Consider the following 21,594-nt stretch of genomic DNA (forward strand, 5'->3'; position numbering starts at 1 on the left):
CTTGTGCCAACGCCAGTTTTGCGCGACGATCTGTGCATTGAACTGAGGATCCCCATGACAGCATTTAACCCCGCCCATTTTCGCGCGCAATTTCCCGCGCTGGCAGATGCAGGCGTCTATCTCGACAGCGCGGCCACGGCGCTAAAACCCCAGGCCGTGATCGACGCCACCCAGCAGTTTTACAGCCTGAGCGCCGGGAACGTTCACCGCAGCCAGTTTCCAGAAGCGCAGCGTCTGACGGCGCGCTACGAAGCGGCGCGCGACCAGGTAGCACGTTTGATTAACGCCGAAAGCGGTAGATCTGTGGTCTGGACCCGTGGCACAACAGAAGCCATCAATATGGTTGCACAATGCTATGCCCGTCCTCGCCTCAGGGCCGGGGATGAAATCATTGTGAGTGAAGCAGAACATCATGCCAATTTTGTGCCGTGGCTGATGGTGGCTGAGCAAACCGGCGCAAAAGTGGTGAAACTACCGCTGAATGACCGGGCTCTGCCCGATCTTAACCAGCTTCCGGCATTGCTGAATGACCGCACTCGTATCCTGGCGCTTGGGCAAATGTCTAACGTCACCGGGGGCTGCCCCGATCTTGTAAAAGCCATCAAGCTTGCCCACGAAGCAGGAGCAGTGGTGATGGTCGATGGCGCGCAGGGCATTGTTCACTGCCCGCCGGACGTGCAGACGCTGGATATCGACTTTTACGCCTTCTCCGCCCATAAGCTTTATGGCCCGACCGGCATCGGCGCGCTTTACGGTAAACCTGAACTGCTGGAGCAAATGTCACCGTGGCTCGGCGGCGGGAAAATGATTACCCACGTCTCGTTCGACGGCTTTAAGACTCAGCCAGTGCCTTATCGCTTTGAAGCCGGGACGCCAAACGTCGCGGGCGTCATTGGCCTTAGCGCCGCGCTGGAGTGGCTTGAAACTGTCGATTTACAGCAGGCGGAAAACTGGAGCCGCAGCCTGGCCACTCTCGCAGAGTCCGAACTGGCGAAACGCCCCGGTTTTCGGAGTTTCCGCTGCCAGGACTCCAGCCTGCTGGCGTTTGATTTTGCAGGCGTTCATCACAGCGATATGGTCACGCTGCTGGCCGAATCAGGCATTGCGCTGCGAGCGGGCCAGCACTGCGCGCAGCCCTTGATGGCCGCATTAGGCGTTAGCGGAACGCTGCGCGCCTCTTTCGCCCCTTACAACACACAGCAGGATGTGCACGAACTGCTCGCCGCAGTCGATCGCGCCCTCGATATTCTGGTGGACTGAATGCAGGCTAATCATCCCTTTGGCACAGAAATTAACGCAGAGATGCTGCGAACCACGTTCGAGGCACAGCGGCAGTGGGAAGACAAATACCGCCAGCTGATTTTATTGGGCAAGAAGCTACCGGCCCTGCCGGAGGCATTAAAAACAGAAAGCATTGAAATCAGCGGCTGCGAAAACCGCGTCTGGCTGGGCCACGAGCGCCTGCTGGACGGCACGCTGCACTTTTACGGCGACAGCGAAGGGCGCATCGTGCGTGGGTTACTGGCGGTGCTGTTGACCGCAGTAGAGGGGAAAACCGCCCGGCAGCTGTTGGAAAACGATCCTCTAAGCCTGTTTGACGATCTGGGGCTGCGACATCAGCTCAGCGCCTCTCGCAGCAGCGGGCTTACGGCCCTGGCCGCGGCCGTTCAACAGGCCGCGCACGAGGGTTAATCAGGCGGCGGTTCGTGCCGCCTTCGCCATCATCTTCTTCAGTGCATGAGACACCGCCACAAAACCAAAGCTGGCGGTTACCATGGTCGCCGCCCCAAAACCCGAGGCACAGTCCATTCGTTTTGGGCCTTCGGCGGTGCTTTTCATCGCACAAACTGATCCGTCAGCCTGCGGATATACCAGCGCTTCCGTGGAAAATACGCAGTCCACACCAAGCTTCCCTTTGCTGTTTTTCACCACGCCAAAATCACTTTTCAGGCGTTCACGCAGCTTCGCCGCCAGTGGATCCTGAATAGTTTTGGCCAGATCGCTGACCTGAATCTGCGTCGGATCGATTTGCCCACCGGCTCCCCCCGTGGTCACTAGCGGGATCTTGTAGCGACGGCAATACGCGATCAGCGCCGCTTTTGGCCGCACGCTGTCAATGGCATCGATAACATAGCTGAACCCCTGGCTGAGCAGCTCAGCCGCGTTGTCGGCGGTAATAAAATCATCCACCACCGTAACACGACACTCAGGATTGATCTCTTTGATGCGCGCGGCCATGACTTCCGTTTTGGCCTGGCCTACGCTGTCTTTCAGGGCATGGATTTGCCGGTTGGTGTTGGTGACGCAAACGTCATCCATGTCGATAAGCGTAATTGCCCCAATCCCGGTTCGCGCCAGCGCCTCTGCCGCCCACGAGCCCACCCCGCCAATGCCGATCACGCAAACGTGGGCCTCAGCAAAAAGCTGAAGCGCCGCCTGGCCATACAGACGAGCGGTGCCGCCAAAGCGTTGTAGCCAGGCATCAGAGAGAACGACAGACATCGGGGAAATCCTCAGAAATAAAAAACGGGCTGATTATACAGCCCGTTGTTCAGCGTGGAAACGTTGCAGCATTAACCGTTAAAAACGCTACCCGTGCCAGGAGCCGCTTTCAATACCCAGACGCGCCCGTAGTGGTTGTACCAACCCGCACGGTGCCCGGCATCCGGGCCAATGCCCTGATAGATGTCGAAGTGCTGGCCTTTGATCGCGCCCCCAACGTCCAGGGCCACCATCACGCGCAGCTCGTACTGGCCGGTGAACTTCCCGTTGTTGTCCAGCAGCGGGACTTCGGTCAGCAGCGTGGTGCCAGCAGGAATGATGGAGCGGTCAGAAGCCACGGAGGCACGTCCAATCAAAGGTACCGCGCTCGCGCCTTTCACCGGCGCATAGCTTGCTGGCTTAAAGAAGACAAACGAAGGGTTCTGCTCAAGCAGCTCCCGCACTGCAGCTTCGCTGTGGGTTTCTCCCCAGTGGCGAATCGCCTGCATCGACATGTCTTCTTTCTTCACTTCGCCACGGTCGATCAACACTTTGCCGATGCTGCGATAGGCGTGGCCGTTTTTACCGGCATAGCCGAAGAAGGTCAAAGGCTGACCATCGCCAAAATCAATGTAGCCACTGCCCTGCACATCCATAATGAAGTTATCCATCAGAGAGTTGCTGTAGGCCAGCACATAGCTGTCGCTCAGCCCACCGGCGTAGATTTCCGCGCGGGACGGCAGACGCCCACGTTTTGGCGGCATGCGGTAAATAGGATACTGGAATTCGCCCTGGCGAGTATGACGAGCCTGAATCACCGGGGTGTAGTAGCCGGTAAACTGCACGTTGCCGTAGTTGTCAGCCCCTTCCATCTGCCAGGCATCAAGGCCGAACTGCTTCAGCTGACGGGTATCGCCCCCGGCACGAAGCCACTGTTGCACGGCATTATAGATATCGCTGCCGTTATTATAGAGGCGGGGAGAAGCAGAACGAATCTGGTTAACCTGCTCGGCATAGTCGCCGCCGTTGATAGGCGCGCCAACCGCATCAGGCTGATTCACCAGTGAGAAAGGCTGGGAGAACTTCCCGTCTTTATATTGTTGACCGCGATCGGTCGGTTTTGATGAACAGGCAGCCAGCATGGTTAACATGGCTCCCGCTGCTATGTACTTAATCCAACGTCCTTTCATTTACCTTTCGCCCTGCTCGTTGCCTCTGTATGCCTCGCCGAAGATAGCAAACGCGCCGCCAGAATTAAACGAGTTGCACAACCCACACAGCAAAAACGTCTGTTTTATGGTCACTGTGCGGGTTAATTCAACAACTAAGGGGAAATTCAGGTATTTACTCGAAAAAAGGGTTGCATCAAAAAGCGAGCGGAGTATAGTGCGCATCCACGGACGCGGGGTGGAGCAGCTTGGTAGCTCGTCGGGCTCATAACCCGAAGGTCGTCGGTTCAAATCCGGCCCCCGCAACCAATTAAAAGTCGCTGATTTAACAGCGCAATGATGAAAAATCATTAAAAAGAGTAGTATGACGGACGCGGGGTGGAGCAGCCTGGTAGCTCGTCGGGCTCATAACCCGAAGGTCGTCGGTTCAAATCCGGCCCCCGCAACCAACATTGAGAACACCCTTACGGGTGTTTTTTTGTTTCTGCTGTTTGTAAAAAAATAAGGCAGGTTTATCTCCCGCCTTTATCCTCTGTGTTAGCCCCGTCTTGCCAGCCTTGAGCTGTCCGAGAAGTACGCCTTAATCCCTGCCAAAATTGACTCCGCAACTTCCTGCTGGAATTTCGCCGTACGCAGCTTGCGCTCCTCTTCAGGATTACTCAGGAATGCAGTCTCCACCAGAATAGACGGAATATCAGGCGCTTTTAGCACCGCAAATCCGGCCTGATCGACGCTGTTTTTATGCAGCTTGTTCACTTTCCCCAGCCGGTTAAGCACCTCTTTCCCAAACTTCAGGCTATCGTTGATGGTCAGCGACTGCACCATGTCGAACATCGTGTGGTCGAGATAGCGATCCCCGCTTTTGCCCACGCCACCAATTAAATCCGCGGCGTTCTGCGTTTGCGCCAGGTATTTTGCCGCCGTACTGGTCGCCCCTTTGGTGGACAACGCAAAGACCGACGACCCGCGCGCGGCAGCGGTCGTAAATGCATCCGCATGAATAGAAACAAACAGGTCGGCTCGCTGCTTTTGCGCCTTGGCAACGCGCACTTTCAGCGGGATAAACACATCTTCATTGCGCGTCATGTAAGCCTTCATATTGCCCTCTTTATCGAGCAAGGCCTTCAGCCTGCGCGCGATGCTGAGCACAATATCTTTTTCGCGGGTCTTGTTCGGGCCAATCGCACCGGGATCTTCGCCGCCGTGTCCCGGATCAAGCATGATGACAATCGGCCTGTCTCGCCCGGCTTTACCCGGCTGCGGCCCTTTTTCCGCCGGCATTTTCTTGTCTAACTGGCCGTTGTTGTAATCTTCCAGTAACGCCAGCAGCGGATCTTGTTCGCTATTCATATTGGCGGGATAAAGATCCATCACCAGGCGCTCTTTAAATTCGGCAACCGGAGCCAGCGCAAACAAATGCGGGGTCACGTTTTGCTTCAATTCGAAAACCATGCGCACGGTTTTGGGATCAAACTGCCCCACGCGGGCGGATTTAATAAAGGGATCGTCGCCGCGAACCTGGCTGCCAATGCCTTTTAAAACTGAATTTAAATGCGCCCCTTCGATATCCACAACCACCCGCTCCGGGTTGCTGAGCGCAAACTGGCGGTACTTCAGCTGATGGTTAGATTCCAGCGTCACACGGGTATAAGACGAGGCCGGCCAGACGCGCACGGCGATCACCTGGCTTGAGGCAGCAAAACCGACCTTGCTGACGCTCAACAACCACATGGCTCCGGCACCCTGAAGTAGACGGCGGCGACTCATTAACGAACTGGAATCTGGCATGGCTCCCCTGAGCGATAATCACTAAATGGATGAATTTATTTTTTTGAGCCAAAAACTTTAGCGAAACACGCGGTTACTGTCATCTATAAAAGGGTAAACGTTCGGAAAAGGTCATCAAAAGTCAGGGGGAAGGAATTTTATCCTGGATGAAAATTGGCACTTGCACCAGACACCATAAAAGAATAAAAATACACAAATTACGAATAATCATGCAATGAGGGTGTGCCGTGGTAAAGGAACGCAGAACTGAACTGGTCCAGGGATTTCGCCATTCTGTTCCCTATATTAATGCCCACCGGGGAAAAACGTTTGTCATCATGCTCGGCGGCGAAGCCATTGAACATGAAAACTTTTCCAGCATCGTCAACGATATCGGCCTGCTTCACAGCCTGGGCATTCGCCTGGTCGTGGTGTACGGCGCACGCCCGCAGATTGACGAAAACCTGGCTGAGCACCACCATGAGCCGGTTTACCATAAACATACCCGAGTCACCGACGCAAAAACCCTCGAACTGGTAAAGCAGGCGGCAGGGCTACTTCAGCTCGACATCACCGCGCGGCTTTCCATGAGTCTGGGTAATACGCCGCTTCAGGGCGCCCATATCAACGTGGTCAGCGGTAATTTCATTATCGCGCAGCCTCTGGGCGTGGACGATGGCGTGGACTATTGCCATAGCGGGCGCGTCCGCCGGATCGATGAAGAAGCCATTCACCGCCAGTTGGACAGCGGCGCGATTGTGCTGATGGGGCCGGTTGCGGTCTCCGTCACGGGGGAAAGCTTTAACCTCACCTCCGAAGAAGTCGCCACCCAGCTAGCGGTTAAGTTGAAGGCAGAGAAAATGATTGGGTTCTGCTCCGCTCAGGGCGTGACCGACGACCAGGGAAACGTGATTTCCGAACTGTTCCCGAACGAGGCCCAGCAGCGCATTGAAGCCCTGGAAAACAGCGGCGACTATCATTCCGGTACCGTACGCTTCCTGCGTGGAGCGGTGAAGGCCTGCCGCAGCGGCGTGCGCCGCAGCCACCTGCTCAGCTATCAGGAAGATGGTGCCCTGCTGCAGGAACTGTTCTCCCGCGACGGGATCGGTACGCAGATTGTGATGGAAAGCGCCGAGCAGATCCGCCGCGCCACCATCAACGACATCGGCGGTATTCTTGAGCTGATCCGCCCGCTGGAACAGCAAGGGATCCTGGTCCGCCGCTCCCGTGAGCAGTTGGAAATGGAGATCGACAAGTTCACCATTATTCAGCGGGATAACCTGACCATCGCCTGCGCCGCGCTCTATCCATTCCCGGAAGAAAGCATCGGTGAAATGGCCTGCGTCGCGGTGCATCCGGACTATCGCAGTTCGTCCCGGGGCGAAGAGCTACTGAACCGCGTCGCCAACCAGGCGCGGCAAATGGGGCTGAGCAAGCTGTTCGTGCTGACCACCCGCAGCATTCACTGGTTCCAGGAACGAGGCTTCCTGCCGGTGGACGTTGAGCTGCTGCCGGCGAGCAAAAAAGAGATGTACAACTATCAGCGCAAATCAAAAGTGCTGATGGCCGACCTCACCTGACCTGAAAAAAGGGAAGGCATAAAGTGTGCCTTCCCTTATCTTTTATTCTCCAGAGAAAATCGCCATAAGTCCGCTGCGGCGCTCCGTACGCGTGGCTATCGCTTTATTCAAAACGCGTTCATCGGTATACAGCGACAGCTGTTTACGGGCGCGCGTGATAGCGGTGTACACCAGCTCACGCGTCACCACCGGCACAAACTGGTTCGGCAACACCAGCGCGGCGTGATCAAATTCAGAACCTTGAGATTTATGTACCGTCATGGCGAAGGCCGTGTCGTGTGCTGGCAGACGGCTGGGCTGAACGGATTTTACGGTACCATCCGGCATTGAAAACCAGACACGAAGCCCTTCCTCACGCTGCAGAGCAATCCCGATATCGCCGTTAAACAAGCCAAGAGAGCTGTCATTGCGGGCAATCATCACCGGGCGTCCGCTGTACCAGCGAGACAGCGCCTGGGCAGGCCGCTGAATCAAACGCCCCAGCATCAGTGCCTGTTCAATACGCTCATTCAGGCCGCTGACGCCAAAAGGCCCTTCACGTAAAGCACACAGCAGCTGATAACGGCCAAAAGCAGTAATGATCTCCGCAGGATCGGCTTTCTGGCGCACCAGCTGCAAATACTCGCCGTAGCCGCTGACCACATCGGCAATCATTGCAGTGTAATCTTCAGGCTCCAGCAGCGGCTGCAGCGAGATGTCCGTAAATCCCTGTCCAAATGCGGCTTTCACCTGCCGGCTATCGCTGGCATTAACGGCAAATGCCAGTTGACCGATACCGGACTGGCTGTCAAACCGATAGCTCTTACGCAGCAGGCAAAGCCCGTCTCGGAGCGCGCTTGCCCGGTCGCTATCGCCTACGGGAACCTCACAGCCCGTGAGCCGATTTAATTGCTCCGCACGCTCAGCCGAATACCCGTCGTTCACGTAATGACAGATATCGCCTAGTACGGCGCCCGCTTCCACGGAAGCTAGCTGATCCCTGTCTCCGAGGAAGATGACTCTTGCCCGCTCCGGCAGAGCCTCGATAAGCCTGGACATCATCGGCAGGTCTACCATCGACGCCTCATCCACCACCAGCACATCCAGGTGTAGAGGATTCCCGGCATGGTGACGCAGACGCTGGCTGTTCGGCTGCGCGCCTAAAAGCCGGTGCAGCGTCGAAGCCTCTTCAGGCAGGCGTTTTTTCTGCTCATCGCTGAGCGGCAGCTGGCGCAGCGCACTTCCCAACGATTCCGTTAAGCGTGCGGCTGCCTTACCCGTGGGCGCTGCAAGCTGAATACGTACGGGCTGGCCATCGGAAAGCTGAACCAGCGCGCCCAACAGTTTTGCCACCGTTGTGGTTTTACCTGTCCCCGGCCCGCCGGAAATAACTGAAATACGGCGGGTCAGCGCCACCGCTGCGGCCACTTTCTGCCAGTCCGTCTGTGGGCTACGACCAAACAGTGCATCGAGGATTTCGCGAAGCCGGGTCTCATCCACCGCAACAGGCTGGTTATGTTCACCGAAAAAGGCCGCCACCCGCTGCTCGTTACTCCACATACGGTTGAGGTAAAGGCGGTTATCAATGAGTTTCAGCGGCGTAGGTTCGTCGCCCGAACTCACTGAATGGGAAGCCAGTAACGCGCTGTGCCAGCCTGATACGGGCTCCGCCTCGGCAAAAAGCTGAGCCACAAGTTCAGGATGTTTGCCAGCAAAGGCATATTCGGGCCGGATGCGCTCAAGTGGCAGGCAGACATGCCCTTCGCCTGATTCACGGCTCAGTAGCGCTGCGGCCAGCATGACGGCGGGCTGCTTATCGTTAGCCACCATCATGGCAAACTGTGAATCCAGCGGCCTGAGGGCTTTCAGCGCCACCGCCTGATTGAGTAGCTGAGACATACTCACAGTGGGCTCTCCTCTGCTGCCCCGGCGAACAGCGCATCCATGGCTTCAACCAGCCTGACGTCCGGTCGCGTAGAAAAAATACCCTGCTCGGGCTTACCTTGCTCCACGCCGCGCAGGAACAAATAGATAACCCCACCAAAATGCTGCTGGTAGTCATACCCGGCCATACGGTGGCGCAGGTAGCGATGCAGCGCCAGCGTGTAGAGCTGATATTGCAAATCGTAGCGATGGGATTGCATCGCCACCGCCATCGCCTCCTGGGTGTAAGCGCTGCTGTCTTCACCTAGCCAGTTAGATTTATAGTCCAGCAGGTAGTAGCGCCCCTGCCAGCGGAACACCAGGTCAATAAACCCTTTCAGCATCCCCTTCACCTGACGGAAGTCCAAAGGCGGGCAGCCAGCAGACAGCGGGTCGTAATGGCGAATCAGCGCGTCTAACGCCGGTGCCTGTAGTTCATTGTCGATAGGTAAATAAAATTCCAGCTCCACCTGCCTTTCCTTCGCAGAAAGCAGGTTCAGGGCAACGCCGGCGTCATTGAGCGGCGCAGCAAGCACCGCTTCCAGCCAGCGGCTCACCACCGGCCCCCACTCGCCGCCAAACCCATTGGCAAGCAAGTGTTTTTCTATCTCTTCAGGCTGTACTGGCTGCGTAAAATCAACCTCTTCGAAAAGGCTATGCAAGAAGGTACCAGGCGAAGCACCGCGCGGGAAAGTATGCGGCGTAAGTAACGGCTCACTTTGTTCGGGGGCCTCCCCTACGGCGTCAACGTCCAGGCGCGGCACTAAATCCAATACCCGACTGCTGCCGTGCTGCTGCAGACCGGAATAACTGGTCACGCGCCAGTTATCGGTGATTCGACGCTTGAGCTGACGGGCGGCAAGCTCGGGCAACTCATCGGATACAGGCAGCCACGGAGTATCATCCCCGGGAGATAATGTTTCGACAGCGATAGCCTCGCTTTTCAGGCCTTCCAGCGCCTGGCGCAGCCCTTCGGCATCAAGAGCTTCTCCTTTCTGTAGCAAATAGCCCAGCGCACTGAGATGTAGATCGCTGCTGCCTTTTTTGGCTCTCGAACCACGGAACAACGGCGCCACGCCCAGGCTGCAGTGCCAGACGGAGCGGGTCAATGCCACATACAGCAGACGCAAGTCTTCCGCCAGACGTTCTTCTTCGGCCAGCCCCAGGCTTTCCGCGTCGTTGCTCAAATCCAGAAGCGAGGTAAAGGTGGTCCGGTCGTGATACAGGCCGCTGCTCTGCGGGCGATAGTTGGCCACGAACGGCAGCCAGACCAGCGGATACTCCAGCCCTTTGGATTTGTGAATGGTCACCACCTGCACCAAATGTTTATCACTTTCGAGCCTCAACTGCTGACTGGAAGCGTTGCTGTCCGGCTCGGCAATGCGCTGCGCCAGCCAGCGCACCAGCGCATGCTCGCTCTCCATTTCTGCAGAGGCCTCCTGCAACAGCTCGCTGATATGCAGAATATCCGTCAGCCTGCGTTCCCCGCCCGGCGTGGCCAGCAGGTTTTCAGCTATATTTCTCGCCCCGATTAAGGCCCTCAACATGGGCATCACGCCCCGCTTAAGCCACTGTTCGCGGTAGCCAAAGAATTCTTCAACCAGGTTATCCCAGGCCAGTTCGTCTTTGTTCAGAGACTCAATAGCCTGGGCATCCAGTCCTAGCATGCTCGTCGCAATGGCGCTGCGCATGGCGGTCTCAATTTCAGGCGTCAGCACGGCCTGTAATACCCACAGCAACTCACGCGCCTCAACCGTAGCGAACACAGAATCACGGTTAGAGAGATATACCGATGGAATATTCAGCGCGCTTAGCGCATCACGCACAATGGCCGCTTCTCCACGGCTACGGACCAGAATCGTCATGTCTGATGCCCTGAGCGGCTGGGGCTCATCCCCATGCCAAAGCAGCGCATCCCCGCGCTGCCCGGCGGTGAGCCAGTCGCGAATTTGCCGGGCGCACTGTATTGCCATCGCTTGTTGGTAATCACTCACACCGACGCCATCGCCCGGCTGGAGCCACATTTTCACCGCCGCCTGGCTTTCACCCCGGATGGTAAACCGTAGCCCACCGTTACGGGGCGCTGATTTGACCGGCAGGAATGGAATCTGGCGGAATAAGAACGGGTTATCAACCTGCTGGAACAGCGTGTTTACGCCGTGGATCATCGAGGGAGACGAGCGCCAGTTAGTATCCAGCGTGTAGTGGGCGCTAACTTCCTGACGCGCCTTCATGTAGGTAAAAATATCGGCGCCGCGGAAAGCGTAAATAGCCTGCTTGGGGTCACCAATCAACAGTAGCGCGGTACCCTGCTGCTTGATGTACAGCCGGCGGAAAATACGGTACTGCTGCGGGTCGGTATCCTGGAATTCATCGATCATCGCCACCGGGAAACGGTTACGGATCGCCGTCGCTAATGCGTCGCCACCGGGCTGATGCAGAGACTCATCGAGCCGGCTCAGCATATCGTCAAAGCCCAGTTCGCCGCGGCGGCGCTTCTCTTGCTGAACAATATAACGAATTTCCGCCATCGCTCTGGCTATCACCAGGTCGCGCAGCGTTAGCGGCTCTGCAAGCAATGCATCTATGGCAGTGAACAAGCTATGCCGGGGCACTTCGCCTTTTTTGGTTTTCTCTTCAAGCGTGCTTTGCGCAAACTTCGCCAGCGCGTCAGGGAGCTGATAGCTGGTGGTTTCCAGCTGCGCCCACTGCCCAACAATCTCCAGCCAGTTCGGCAAATGTTTACTGCTGTAGCTGCGTTTATCCACGCCAGAATCGCTAATCAGGCTTGCCAGCTCACCCGCAGCTGCTCTCCACTGAGCTTTGACCCCGTCGATAGCGGAGATTATTTTTTCATGGCGAGCCAGCAGCGTTTCGTCATCCGCCGGGGGCTGTTTCAACCGGGGTTGTTCCCCCTGAAGCCAGCTATTGATGTCTTTTAAAAGCGCTTCCGGGCCAGACCACTCTTCACTCATCGCTTGAGCGACTGGTTTTGGCAACGGGTAGCAGTGACGCCGCCAGAAGTCAGCACACGCGTGGCGGCGCAGCACGGATTCATCCTCAAGGAGCTGTTGCTCGAACAGCATTCCGGACTCAAAAGCGTTGAGGCTGAGCATTCGCTGGCAAAAGCCGTGGATCGTGAAGATAGCGGCCTCATCCATCTGCTGTTCGGCTAACAGCAAGGTACGGGCAGCAAGCTGCTTGTCCGCTATCTGGGCAAGCAGGTTTTGCAGAAGTGGGTTTTTGGTGCGGTTACGAATACAGGCGATGCGCAATTCGTGGATATTTGCCCGAATACGACCACGCAGTTCTTCGGTGGCCGCTTCGGTGAAGGTCACCACCAGCAGTTCTTCAACACCTAGCGGGCGGGGGAAAGCATTCTCTCCCCCTAAGCCCAATAACAACCGCAAATAAAGCGCGGCAATGGTAAAGGTCTTACCGGTCCCCGCGGAAGCTTCTATCAACCGTTCGCCGAACAGCGGCAAACTTAAAGGATCAAGGGGCTGCGCGGTTACATCGGTCATTATTTCTCGCTTACTAGTGGTAACGTCTGCTGCAGACTGCGTGCCCCCTCCCAGGTTTTCCACCCTTTTGGAGCCGCATACTCTGCTTTGCCGTTATGGCTGCCGGAAATCTGTGACAGCACCGCCATCCCCTGGGGAGCTATCACCGCCTGATGGAAGAAATCAGCCAGCTTCTGTGGCGTTAATTTCTTAATTTCAGCTATCACTTTATCACGGGAATCAAACGCCATGTTTCGGCGATCGAAATCTTTGCTAAGCTGCGCCGCCTCTTCCGCAAGCGTTTGAGGCGCCTGCTGCATCTGGGCAATCATCCCCTGCTGGATTTGGGCAAATTCGGCGTCGCTCATGCCGCGCAGTTTTTTCTCGATAACCGGGTAAAACGCTTTAAACCGCTCGTACAGGTAAGCAGGCTGCTTATCACTGCTTTGCAGCAGGAAGCCCACGCCCCACTGGCGACCAATAGACATAGGGAAAGCAAACACCGCATAGCCAAGCTGCTCTTGTGTCCGCAACTGATTATAGAACCAGGGCTGAACGATTTGACCCAGCATTGAACCGTAAGCCGTGCTGGTGGCTTCGCTATAGCCTTTTGGTACATAAACTGCCGCCAGCGCTGAGTCGGTGCTGCTTCCGGCCTTTTCAAACATCGCCAGATGCCGCTTATTGATCAGCACATCGTCATTGCGGCACCATTCGCTGCCCTTCGGCGCCAGCTGCGTTTTGACGTTTTCCGTCAATTGTTTGGTCTGCTCCGGAGACATATTACCAATGACCATAAACTCAGGTCGGGAATTGGTTTTCAGCCGTTCACGGTAATCCAGCACGTCCTTAAGCGTCAGCTCCGGCAGCAGCGCCCGGCGGGTACTACGCTCATAATAAGGCACCTGCGAAACCATCTGCACCGGCGCAATCGCCTGCTCAAAGGCTTTACCTTTTTCCGCCGAGTCCATCATCTGCGCATACCAGGACTTAGCCTGATCCAGCTGTTCCTGCGTTGGGGTATAGCTGAAATAGCCCTTCAACAGCGCTTCGAACAGCTGCGGCAGCCGCTGCGTATAGCCGTTGGCGTTAATCATCAGCCCGCTATTCGCGTTAGATGAGAAACTGATGCCGCCAACCGATGCCTGATTGCTGAGTTCATCCAGCGCAATGCCCGCAAGGTAATCATTGATGGCAAACAGCACCTGATTCTTCGCACTGTTCATCACCTGTGGATTACGCAGCACAAGCGTCACGTCCGCTTTTGGCTCGTTGCCAAAATAGCGGCTCGGCATATATACCACGCGCAGATCCGGTTCGTGGATCAGCAGCTCAGGATGCTGGTACTCCTTCTGCGGTTTATAAAGCGTGAAGTCATCGGGAATGTAAGGGTTCAGCTGAGGCAGCTCAAGCTTGATGGCATCTGCCTTCTGCTGCCAGTCGGCAAAAGTCTGCGCAGGGATTTTGTCAACTTCGTAAGGCGCATCAACGAAATAGGCCGTTTTATTGTGTGGCTCCTGCGGGCTGATGTACCACACACGGGCATTCTGCGGCGTCATCATATCCAGACGCGCTTTAATCGCATTAGGATCGTACTGGTCAGCAATGTTCGCGGAATCCAGCGTATGGCTGACCGGAACGCGCAGCATGGTATCCGCCAGCCATTCAATGTAGTCCATATCACGGGTAATGGACGGGTAGCGGAAGTCGAGATCCAGCACGTGCGCAAGTTCGTCAAAGTAACGTTTATCGATACCTTTGGCGCGCAACTGATCGAGATAGCTGAATATTGCTGCAACCACCTGGTCACGATTGGCTAGGCCTTTATCAGTCAGAGAGACGGAGATGGCGAAAACACCGCTGTTGCCGGCCACCATCGGGTCAGAATCTGCGCGTACGCTTTCCGCAAGCCCCTGCTTTTGCAGCCAATCCGACAGCGTATCGTGGCTGCGGTTGCCTATCAGGTAACCAATCAGCTCATCGGTTTTGCTGCGGAATTTATCGCTATTGTTATCGATGCGGAACTCAACGCGAACCACCTTGCGCGGCATGACCGGCACATAGTGGATGAAGATACCTTTTTGCGCATCAGTAACCACCGGTACGTCGATAACCGGCTTTTCAATATTTTTGTTTGGCACCCGGCCGTAGGTTTCAGCGGCAATCTTCGCCAGTTCAGGCAAAGGCTTGTTGCTGTAGATAACCGCTTTCATCAGGTTTGCGGAGTAGTACTTATCTCTGAATGCCACCAGCGCATCGAGCAGCTTGCTGCCGGGTTTATCGCGCAGGGTTTCAAGGTTGCCTCCGGAGAAACGCGCCGCCGGGTGTAAAGGGTTGATTGTTTCAGCGCTAACCTGCGCCATGCGCATCCCGTCACGCGCGCGGGCCATCGTCAGCTCGGCGTTGACCGCGTTACGTTCACGCTCGGCATATTGCGCCGCGAGGTTAGGTTCAGCAATGGCGTCGGCCAGGCGGTCTACGGCGCCGTCGAGGGCATCGTTTTCCACTTCAAGATAAAATGCAGTTCGATAGGTGGCGGTACTGGCATTGTGGCTGCCGCCATGTTTTTTGAGGAATTCAGACAGGCTATCCGGGTCCGGGTATTTTTTGGAACCCATCAGCGTCATATGTTCCAGAAAATGGGCAAGCCCGAGGTGAGCATCTGGATCTTCCAGTGAGCCAACTGGCACCACCAGCGCTGACAGCGACTTCACCGCCTGCGGGTCGGAAACCAGCAGCACGGTCATACCGTTATCTAAACGAATAGCCTGATACTGACGAGGATCTTTTTCACTTTTACGAATGGTGTCCTGAATCGGTTGCCATCCGTTATCTGCCTGACTGCAGGGTGCCCAAAGAGCAACGAACAAGAAAAGCGCGGTAAACCAGGTGCTGCATTTAGGCATTCACAAACCTCGTCTTCACTAACTCACTCATCATTAACAACTTTTCGAAGCAATCCGTCGAACGCCGTTGTTATACTTCGCCAGCCCTGAGCAAGAAATCGCATCATAATGGAACTCACCAGGCTGTGCAATTTTTATACAACCCTTGTTCAAGATTGGTTGAATCGGAACAGAGGCAACAGGTAGCGCTGGGCCTCTGAGATAATCGCTTCGTAATACTCGGCATTAAGGGTACGGTACAAACGTTGCAGCCAGATATCAGCCCCTTCCCCTTCTACCATATGGTTTCCTTCCCAGGCAGCCAGCAGCTTAGTGCGGGCTTTCTGCTGCGTCTCCTCATCCCATAAAATGGCATTATTTTGTGGGTCATAACAGGTTTTTATCCACGCGCCGCCGCTGTTATGCAGCAGCAGTAATGGCTGACGGAGACCTTCTTTATAACCCTCAACCAGTTGCGAAAGCCATGCCTTCGCTTCGTCCTGCGCCATATGAGGGAAACGCCACTGTGAATCTTTGCGCCCGTACATTCGACTCTCACCCAGGTAGCCGCTGGCGCAGTAGACCAGGTGTTCAATCCATAGCTGCATACCGTGAGCCACATTCAGTACCGAAGGACGCCAGCGCAGCAAGCCATCACCCTGTACGTCCGACAGCCAGCCCGTTACTCTGGTTCCGTCGATGTGAAGATCAACTTCACAGCTTTCCCCTTTTTGCCGTTCGGCCAGCACTGTTTCAGCCAGCGTTTGCATTTCATTGCGCTGGTTTTCCCACAAGATTTCACCGAAAGCCCCGTACGGTAAAACGCCAGCAGCCCGATAGCGCACAAACAGTTGATGCGGATCGTCTTGTTGAACCAGCGTATTAAGCAGGTGCTGATTCAACTGAAAGCGATCGAGCACATCAAGGGTGAAAGGCTCCTCATCCGGCAATTCGGTCTCTTCAAGGCGGAAGTTAATACCCAGACGCATTTGGAAAAATGCCCGCACCGGGTGCCGCCAAAAGCGCTGGAGCTGCTCAAGGGTTATTTCGGCGCAGGGCTCAACGGCCAGAGGTTGAATAAAGTGAGCATGCTCCTCACCGGTGCCGCTGGCTGCGGGTAGCCACTCCTGAGCAAAGCTTTGTTGATCGCCACCAGCAAGGTAGTTGGTGCTGTCGAAAGGCGTTCGGGCATGAAGCATGACCAGGTGCTTTCTCACATGTTCGCTGCTGTCATCGGCATTACATTCCGCATCTCCGGGGAGGTAGTGACTGCGAGCGACATAGTCCAGCAGTTCTTCCACCAGCACCGACGGGTAACGTCTGCTGTTGTCCTGAATCGAACGGCCGATATAGCTGATGTACAGCCGCTGCTGGGCCGAAATAAGCGCTTCAAGGAATAGGTAGCGGTCGTCGTCCCGGCGGCTGCGGTCCCCACGCTGCGGGTGCTGGCTCATCAGGTCAAAGCCCAATGGCGCAAGCGTTCGCGGATAGACACCGTCATTCATGCCCAGCAAACAAACGACCTTAAAGGGAATGGCGCGCATTGGCATCAGGGTACAGAAGTTTACCGGTCCGGCGAGGAAACGCTGGCTGATGCGCTCCTGGTCAAGACGCTGAGCCAGTTCATCGCGCAGTAAGGTTAATGGCACGGGTTGCTGATAGGCAGCATCAGTGCCTTTTTCAATCATCTCCTGCCACTGTTGCTCAATGAGCGCCAGCGCGGCTTCTGTTTCACTATCCGGCAAGAAGAAGCTGTTCAGCATCTCCCTGCATAGCGGTAACCATTCGTCTAAAGGGCGCTCCTGAGTTAACAGCTGACGCCAGCGGTTCAGCTGCATCAGTAACTCCGCAAGCTGCCCCACCAGTTCGGCAATCAGGCCGCTGGATTCATCATAGGGCAGGACTGAATCCCAAACTCCCGCCTGGCTTTCCATCGCATAACCCAGCAGCATACGGGTGAGGCCAAAACGCCAGGTGTGCTGCCCTGTAGCAGGCAGCGCCAGCTCACGAACGTTGTCATCATCAATACCCCAGCGAATTCCAGACTCATTCACCCATTTACGCAGGTAGCGCAGCCCTTCTTCATCAATAGAGAAACGCGCCGCCAGCGCAGGCACTTCCAGCAGCGCCAGTACATCCTCTGCCGCAAAACGGCTTTCCGGCAAGCCAAGCAGTAAAATGAACGCCTGCAGCGCCGGGTGAGCCTGGCGCGCACGCCGGTCAGAAATGGCAAACGGCAACCAACGTTCATCCTTCGCGCTACCAAATACCGCCTGAATAAACGGGCTGTAGCTATCAATATCGGCAACCATCACGATGATATCGCGCGGCGTAAGTTCCGGATCAGCCTCCAGCATCGCCAGCAGCTGATCGTGCAACACTTCAACTTCACGCTGCGGGCTGTGGCATTCATGGAATGTCACAGAACGATCGTTAAGATCCAGCCCCCGTTTGCCGTCACTGCGTTCATACTCCTTAGCCGTCAGCCCCAGTACCTGCGAATCCTTCAGCTCCAGCAGATCATGCTGCAGCCCGTGGAGAAGGTTACCGGGTTCTAAATCGACAAAAACATCGATCTCTTCAAAACGCTCCAGCTCAGAAAGCAAAAAGGCGTAGTCGCGCCCTAATTTCCCCCAAGAGGCTAGCAAGGAATTCCCTACGTCCTGCTCACCAAGTTCATTAAACAGCGAAGAGGCATTGTCGTTGTCCTTAAACAAGGTCAGTTCCCGGTCGGCCTGGTGCAAACGGCGGCGGCGGCTAACAAGACGAGCAAGAAACGCCGGATCTTTAATATCACCCCAGTAGTAGCGGCAGGGGTTGGTAAACAGCACATGGACATCGATATGCTTACCCAGCGCCTGCAGAGCCTGAAGGTACACCGGTGGCAGAGCGGATATCCCACAAATAAAGACGCGAGGCGGGAGCCCTGGCGGGCAAACCTCGCTTTTCTCAAGAGCGCTAATAAAACGCTGGTAGAGATTGGCACGATGCCATTCAGGTTGCCCCAGCTCTGCGGTGTAGTGCACCAGTTCGGCCCAAAGCGGGGCCTGCCAGAGCTGAGACTCTCCTACACCTTCGACAAGCTCGCCCTTCTCCCAACGGCTTAACCAGCCGGGGCGATAGACCAGATACTGGTCATAAAGGTCGGCAATCCGGGAAGAAAGTTGAAACAGCTTACGGCTGCTGTCATCTTCCTGCAGATAGTGGCCAAGTAGTGTGAACTCAGGTTTGTGGAGCATATTGGGGATAAGCGTCATCAGCTTCCAGCTCATGCTCTGCTTGTTGAAAGCACTTTCTTTTGGGATGTCGGGCAATACCCTCACGAACATGTCCCAGATAAAACTGGCGGGCAGCGGAAACTCGATGTTCGCTGCAATACCAAACTTCTGCGCCAGCGTCATTTGCAGCCACTGTGCCATCCCGGTGCTTTGCACCAGTACCACTTCCGGCTCAAAAGGATCCGGCAGCGGCTGCCGCTCCACAATGAACTCCATGATAGCTTCCAGCACATCAAGGCGGTTGGAATGGTAGACACGCAACATAAAATCGCTACTCCTGACGTTGTTCTGACCGTGGGCACTCGAGCCTCGAAAGCTGCGCTATCCGGCCCTCTGGACTTGTTACAGTAACGTCGATGCTGACACATCCCAAAGACGATGTCTGCTGTTGATGCACATTCCATGCATCTGAAAGTGGACGAACTTCTGGCTCTGTCTGCTCACGAACCACTCGCCACAACTGCCTTAACTGCCATTGGCTGGTAAAGCCCTGCTGCAATACGCGGTGGTACCCCAGTAATGCCGTCATCACAATCGCAAACAGCGCCAGGGCACATAGCACCTCCGGGAGGCTGAACCCACCCTGTCGGGAGACTATCGAGGCAGTTTGCATAAGTCATCGTCCAGTAAAGGGCAAAAATCCAGCCAGCCCTGCGCTGAAGCCACTAATTTATTCCCCTGAAGTACACCCCAGCGCCACAATGTAAACGGTTGCGTGGGCCCTGCAGCAGAACCGGAAGCAGCCAGTAAGGCCTCACCTTTATCGGTTAAGTGCAGACAGGCGTGCCACTGATTACGTGACTCAAACTGACATTGCCAGGTTCTCTGCGGCTGCCAGCTTTGTTTTTCCCCCCATGCCAGCGCAGATCTTGCAGCCGTCTGATTTTTAATAAACTGAATTTCGGCGGCAACCTCAAAGCGCTGGGCGCTAAGTTGCCGGGAAAGCCCACTCAGCATCAGAGAACCAACCGCGAGCAGCATCAACACCATCAGCAAAGAGGTACTCCCTTTCTCTTGCTTGCTGCTCATAAATTCTCTCCACTCACCGTGTAGCTAAGCTCCACAGAACGTCCACCTTGCTTCAGATACGCGACAAGACTCACGAGTAATAAAGGCCTGCCGGTTTTGCGTTTCTGGCGAATCACGGAAAAATGTTGCACCACCAATTGCGTCGGGTCAGACATTCTTTCCCAGCCGGTGCCTTCACAATGATCTACGCCCTTTTGGGTCTCCAGACTGCCGTCACGCAAGCGATAGCCCGTCTGTTCATTTTGACTACCGGGGGCCGTGTCCCAGCGGCCATTACCGTTGGCATCCCACTGCAATACCACGCAGCTTCCGTTGTTCATAAGCTTTACAGCCTCCCCCTGACACTGGCCGCGACAATAACCCGCGCGCTGTAAATTTTTTCCAACGGTGAACGCCATTTGCCAGAGCGCTTCCTGCTGGGCAACGTAACTGTACTGGCGTAAAACCTCCCCCTGCAAAGCGGGGAAAAGCCTTGAGGTACCAAGCAACAACGCGCTGCTCAGTGCCATCGCAATGAGCGTTTCGAGTAACGTAAACCCTCTCTGAGCGTTCAACATGACTTGTCACCAGACATTTCGCACAACCGGATTCGCCCCCAAACCGATATCGTCACTTTCCAGCGACCGGCCTTACTTTTCAAAATAAGGTGCCCAGGCCAGGTCGTATTGCGAATACCGTAGAAACCTAGCCCGGCAGTCATCTCTTCCACGGCGATATCGTCAAACTCGGAGGTAAACGCCAGCCTTGGGTTTTCCGAACAGTTTTCTTCAGCGGCACGACTTGCCAGACACCAGCTTTTGCCAAATCGGTGCAGCGCCAAAAGATGGGTTTGGTTGTTCCAGTTGGCGTCATTTCTTAGCCGCGAGAGAAAGTGACTCAGCTGCTGAGCCGTTTGCCGCAACTGCACTCTCTGCTGCCACTCGTGCCAGCCGTGAAGCCCCCCTGCGCTGAGTACGGCAACAATGGCCATCACCACCATCACCTCAATAACGCTAAAACCACGTTGGTTGATTTTCATGGGGGTGAGTGTGGGCAACAGAGGCTCAATGAGCCAGCTCGCAAATCGAATGATTCGACACATGCCGGAAGAAAATTAAGACGTTACGGAGAGTTGCATACGCTCTGGAATCAATGCCGAAGAAGCAAAACCAGGGCAAAAAAAACCGGCGCACTCAGGCACCGGTTCTGTCACGCTGTCGACAAGTTAAATGGCGACAGGCGCTTTGATCGCCGGATGTGGATCGTAGCCTTCAATCTCGAAGTCTTCGAAACGGTAGTCAAACAATGACTCCGGCTTGCGCTTGATAACCAGCTTAGGCAGCGCGCGCGGCTCACGGGTTAGCTGCAGGCGGGTCTGTTCCAGGTGGTTGCTGTACAGATGTGTATCACCCCCGGTCCAGACAAAGTCGCCCACTTCCAGGTCGCACTGCTGCGCCATCATATGCACCAACAGCGCATAGCTGGCGATGTTGAACGGTAAACCAAGGAAGATGTCGCAAGAGCGCTGGTAGAGCTGGCAAGAGAGTTTGCCATCTGCCACATAGAACTGGAAAAACGCGTGGCATGGGGCCAGCGCCATTTTATCCAGCTCGCCCACGTTCCACGCAGAGACAATAATGCGCCGGGAATCGGGGTCGTCTTTCAGTTGCTTCAGAACGGTAGTTAGCTGATCAATATAACGCCCATCAGGGGTTGCCCAGGAGCGCCACTGCTTACCGTAAACCGGGCCAAGATCGCCGTTTTCATCCGCCCATTCGTCCCAAATCGTCACCTTGTTTTCTTTCAGGTACGCGATATTGGTATCGCCATTGAGGAACCACAGCAGCTCATGAATGATCGAACGCAGGTGACATTTTTTGGTGGTAACCAGCGGGAAGCCTTCCTGCAGGTTAAAGCGCATTTGATGCCCAAAAATCGACAACGTGCCGGTACCGGTACGGTCCGCTTTTGGTGTGCCCTCTTCGAGCACTTTTTTCATCAAATCAAGATACTGTTTCATG

The 21,594-nt window shown here is 55.5% G+C and carries 15 protein-coding genes and 2 tRNA genes; 5 read left to right on the forward strand and 12 right to left on the reverse strand.

All coding sequences use genetic code 11. From position 1 onward, the window contains the following. The first annotated feature begins 54 nt into the window (after nucleotides 1-54). Complete coding sequence (gene csdA / locus LH23_RS01255; RefSeq protein ID WP_039287288.1) at nucleotides 55-1,260, forward strand: cysteine desulfurase CsdA; 1,206 nt, start codon at nucleotides 55-57, stop codon at nucleotides 1,258-1,260. Continuing rightward, entirely contained in the window at nucleotides 1,261-1,692 is a 432-nt protein-coding gene (gene csdE, locus LH23_RS01260; RefSeq protein WP_039287300.1) for a cysteine desulfurase sulfur acceptor subunit CsdE, read from the forward strand. It begins immediately after the preceding gene. On the opposite strand, the gene tcdA is transcribed toward csdE, so the two are convergent. Together tcdA and mltA are read right to left on the reverse strand one after the other, a co-directional pair. Then, nucleotides 1,693-2,502 carry a tRNA cyclic N6-threonylcarbamoyladenosine(37) synthase TcdA gene (tcdA, locus tag LH23_RS01265; protein ID WP_039287304.1) on the reverse strand — a complete coding sequence of 270 codons (810 nt, stop codon included), beginning with the start codon at nucleotides 2,500-2,502 and terminating at the stop codon, nucleotides 1,693-1,695. 71 nt (nucleotides 2,503-2,573) lie between these two features. After that, the gene (gene mltA, locus LH23_RS01270; RefSeq protein WP_039287307.1) at nucleotides 2,574-3,671 is read right to left on the reverse strand and encodes a murein transglycosylase A; all 1,098 of its coding nucleotides are present in this window, start codon (nucleotides 3,669-3,671) and stop codon (nucleotides 2,574-2,576) included. A 211-nt stretch (nucleotides 3,672-3,882) separates the two neighbouring features. Between mltA and LH23_RS01280 the strand changes: the two genes are divergently transcribed. Further along, nucleotides 3,883-3,959, forward strand: a tRNA-Met gene (locus LH23_RS01280). Nucleotides 3,960-4,022: 63 nt separating this feature from the next. Next, a tRNA-Met gene (locus tag LH23_RS01285) sits at nucleotides 4,023-4,099 on the forward strand. Between the two features lie 88 nt (nucleotides 4,100-4,187). Here LH23_RS01285 and amiC read toward each other — a convergent pair. Then, nucleotides 4,188-5,438: an N-acetylmuramoyl-L-alanine amidase AmiC gene (amiC, locus tag LH23_RS01290; RefSeq protein ID WP_039287313.1), complete on the reverse strand. Its 1,251-nt coding sequence runs from the start codon at nucleotides 5,436-5,438 to the stop codon at nucleotides 4,188-4,190. A gap of 227 nt (nucleotides 5,439-5,665) precedes the next feature. Between amiC and argA the strand changes: the two genes are divergently transcribed. Next, on the forward strand, nucleotides 5,666-6,997 hold the full coding sequence (gene argA / locus LH23_RS01295) for an amino-acid N-acetyltransferase (protein WP_039287316.1): 1,332 nt from the start codon (nucleotides 5,666-5,668) through the stop codon (nucleotides 6,995-6,997). A gap of 42 nt (nucleotides 6,998-7,039) precedes the next feature. On the opposite strand, the gene recD is transcribed toward argA, so the two are convergent. The 9 genes from recD to thyA all read right to left on the reverse strand — a co-directional run bounded on the left by recD (nucleotide 7,040) and on the right by thyA (nucleotide 21,593). Further along, nucleotides 7,040-8,881, reverse strand: coding sequence for an exodeoxyribonuclease V subunit alpha (gene recD, locus LH23_RS01300; protein WP_039287327.1), 1,842 nt, complete (start codon nucleotides 8,879-8,881; stop codon nucleotides 7,040-7,042). Next, a complete protein-coding gene (gene recB, locus LH23_RS01305; protein WP_039287330.1) occupies nucleotides 8,878-12,423 on the reverse strand; it encodes an exodeoxyribonuclease V subunit beta in 3,546 nt (1,181 codons plus the stop codon). Before recB ends, recD begins: the two co-directional genes overlap by 4 nt. Further along, nucleotides 12,423-15,308, reverse strand: a complete 2,886-nt coding sequence (gene ptrA, locus LH23_RS01310; RefSeq protein WP_039287333.1) for a pitrilysin — start codon at nucleotides 15,306-15,308, stop codon at nucleotides 12,423-12,425. The genes recB and ptrA overlap by 1 nt, the downstream gene beginning before the upstream one ends. 149 nt (nucleotides 15,309-15,457) lie before the next feature. Beyond that, nucleotides 15,458-18,829: an exodeoxyribonuclease V subunit gamma gene (gene recC / locus LH23_RS01315; protein ID WP_039287336.1), complete on the reverse strand. Its 3,372-nt coding sequence runs from the start codon at nucleotides 18,827-18,829 to the stop codon at nucleotides 15,458-15,460. Nucleotides 18,830-18,836: 7 nt separating this feature from the next. Then, nucleotides 18,837-19,178: a prepilin-type N-terminal cleavage/methylation domain-containing protein gene (locus tag LH23_RS23200; protein WP_071842681.1), complete on the reverse strand. Its 342-nt coding sequence runs from the start codon at nucleotides 19,176-19,178 to the stop codon at nucleotides 18,837-18,839. Continuing rightward, on the reverse strand, nucleotides 19,160-19,594 hold the full coding sequence (locus LH23_RS01320) for a DUF2509 family protein (protein WP_039287339.1): 435 nt from the start codon (nucleotides 19,592-19,594) through the stop codon (nucleotides 19,160-19,162). The genes LH23_RS23200 and LH23_RS01320 overlap by 19 nt, the downstream gene beginning before the upstream one ends. Then, complete coding sequence (locus tag LH23_RS01325; protein ID WP_039287342.1) at nucleotides 19,591-20,151, reverse strand: prepilin peptidase-dependent protein; 561 nt, start codon at nucleotides 20,149-20,151, stop codon at nucleotides 19,591-19,593. Before LH23_RS01325 ends, LH23_RS01320 begins: the two co-directional genes overlap by 4 nt. Then, complete coding sequence (locus LH23_RS01330) at nucleotides 20,145-20,612, reverse strand: prepilin peptidase-dependent protein (RefSeq protein WP_039287345.1); 468 nt, start codon at nucleotides 20,610-20,612, stop codon at nucleotides 20,145-20,147. The genes LH23_RS01325 and LH23_RS01330 overlap by 7 nt, the downstream gene beginning before the upstream one ends. A 186-nt stretch (nucleotides 20,613-20,798) precedes the next feature. Then, nucleotides 20,799-21,593: a thymidylate synthase gene (gene thyA, locus LH23_RS01335; RefSeq protein ID WP_039287348.1), complete on the reverse strand. Its 795-nt coding sequence runs from the start codon at nucleotides 21,591-21,593 to the stop codon at nucleotides 20,799-20,801. Between the last annotated feature and the right edge of the window lies 1 nt (nucleotide 21,594).

Origin of the sequence: Cedecea neteri, assembly GCF_000758305.1 — a bacterium.
GTDB classification, from domain to species: Bacteria; Pseudomonadota; Gammaproteobacteria; order Enterobacterales; family Enterobacteriaceae; genus Cedecea; species Cedecea neteri_C.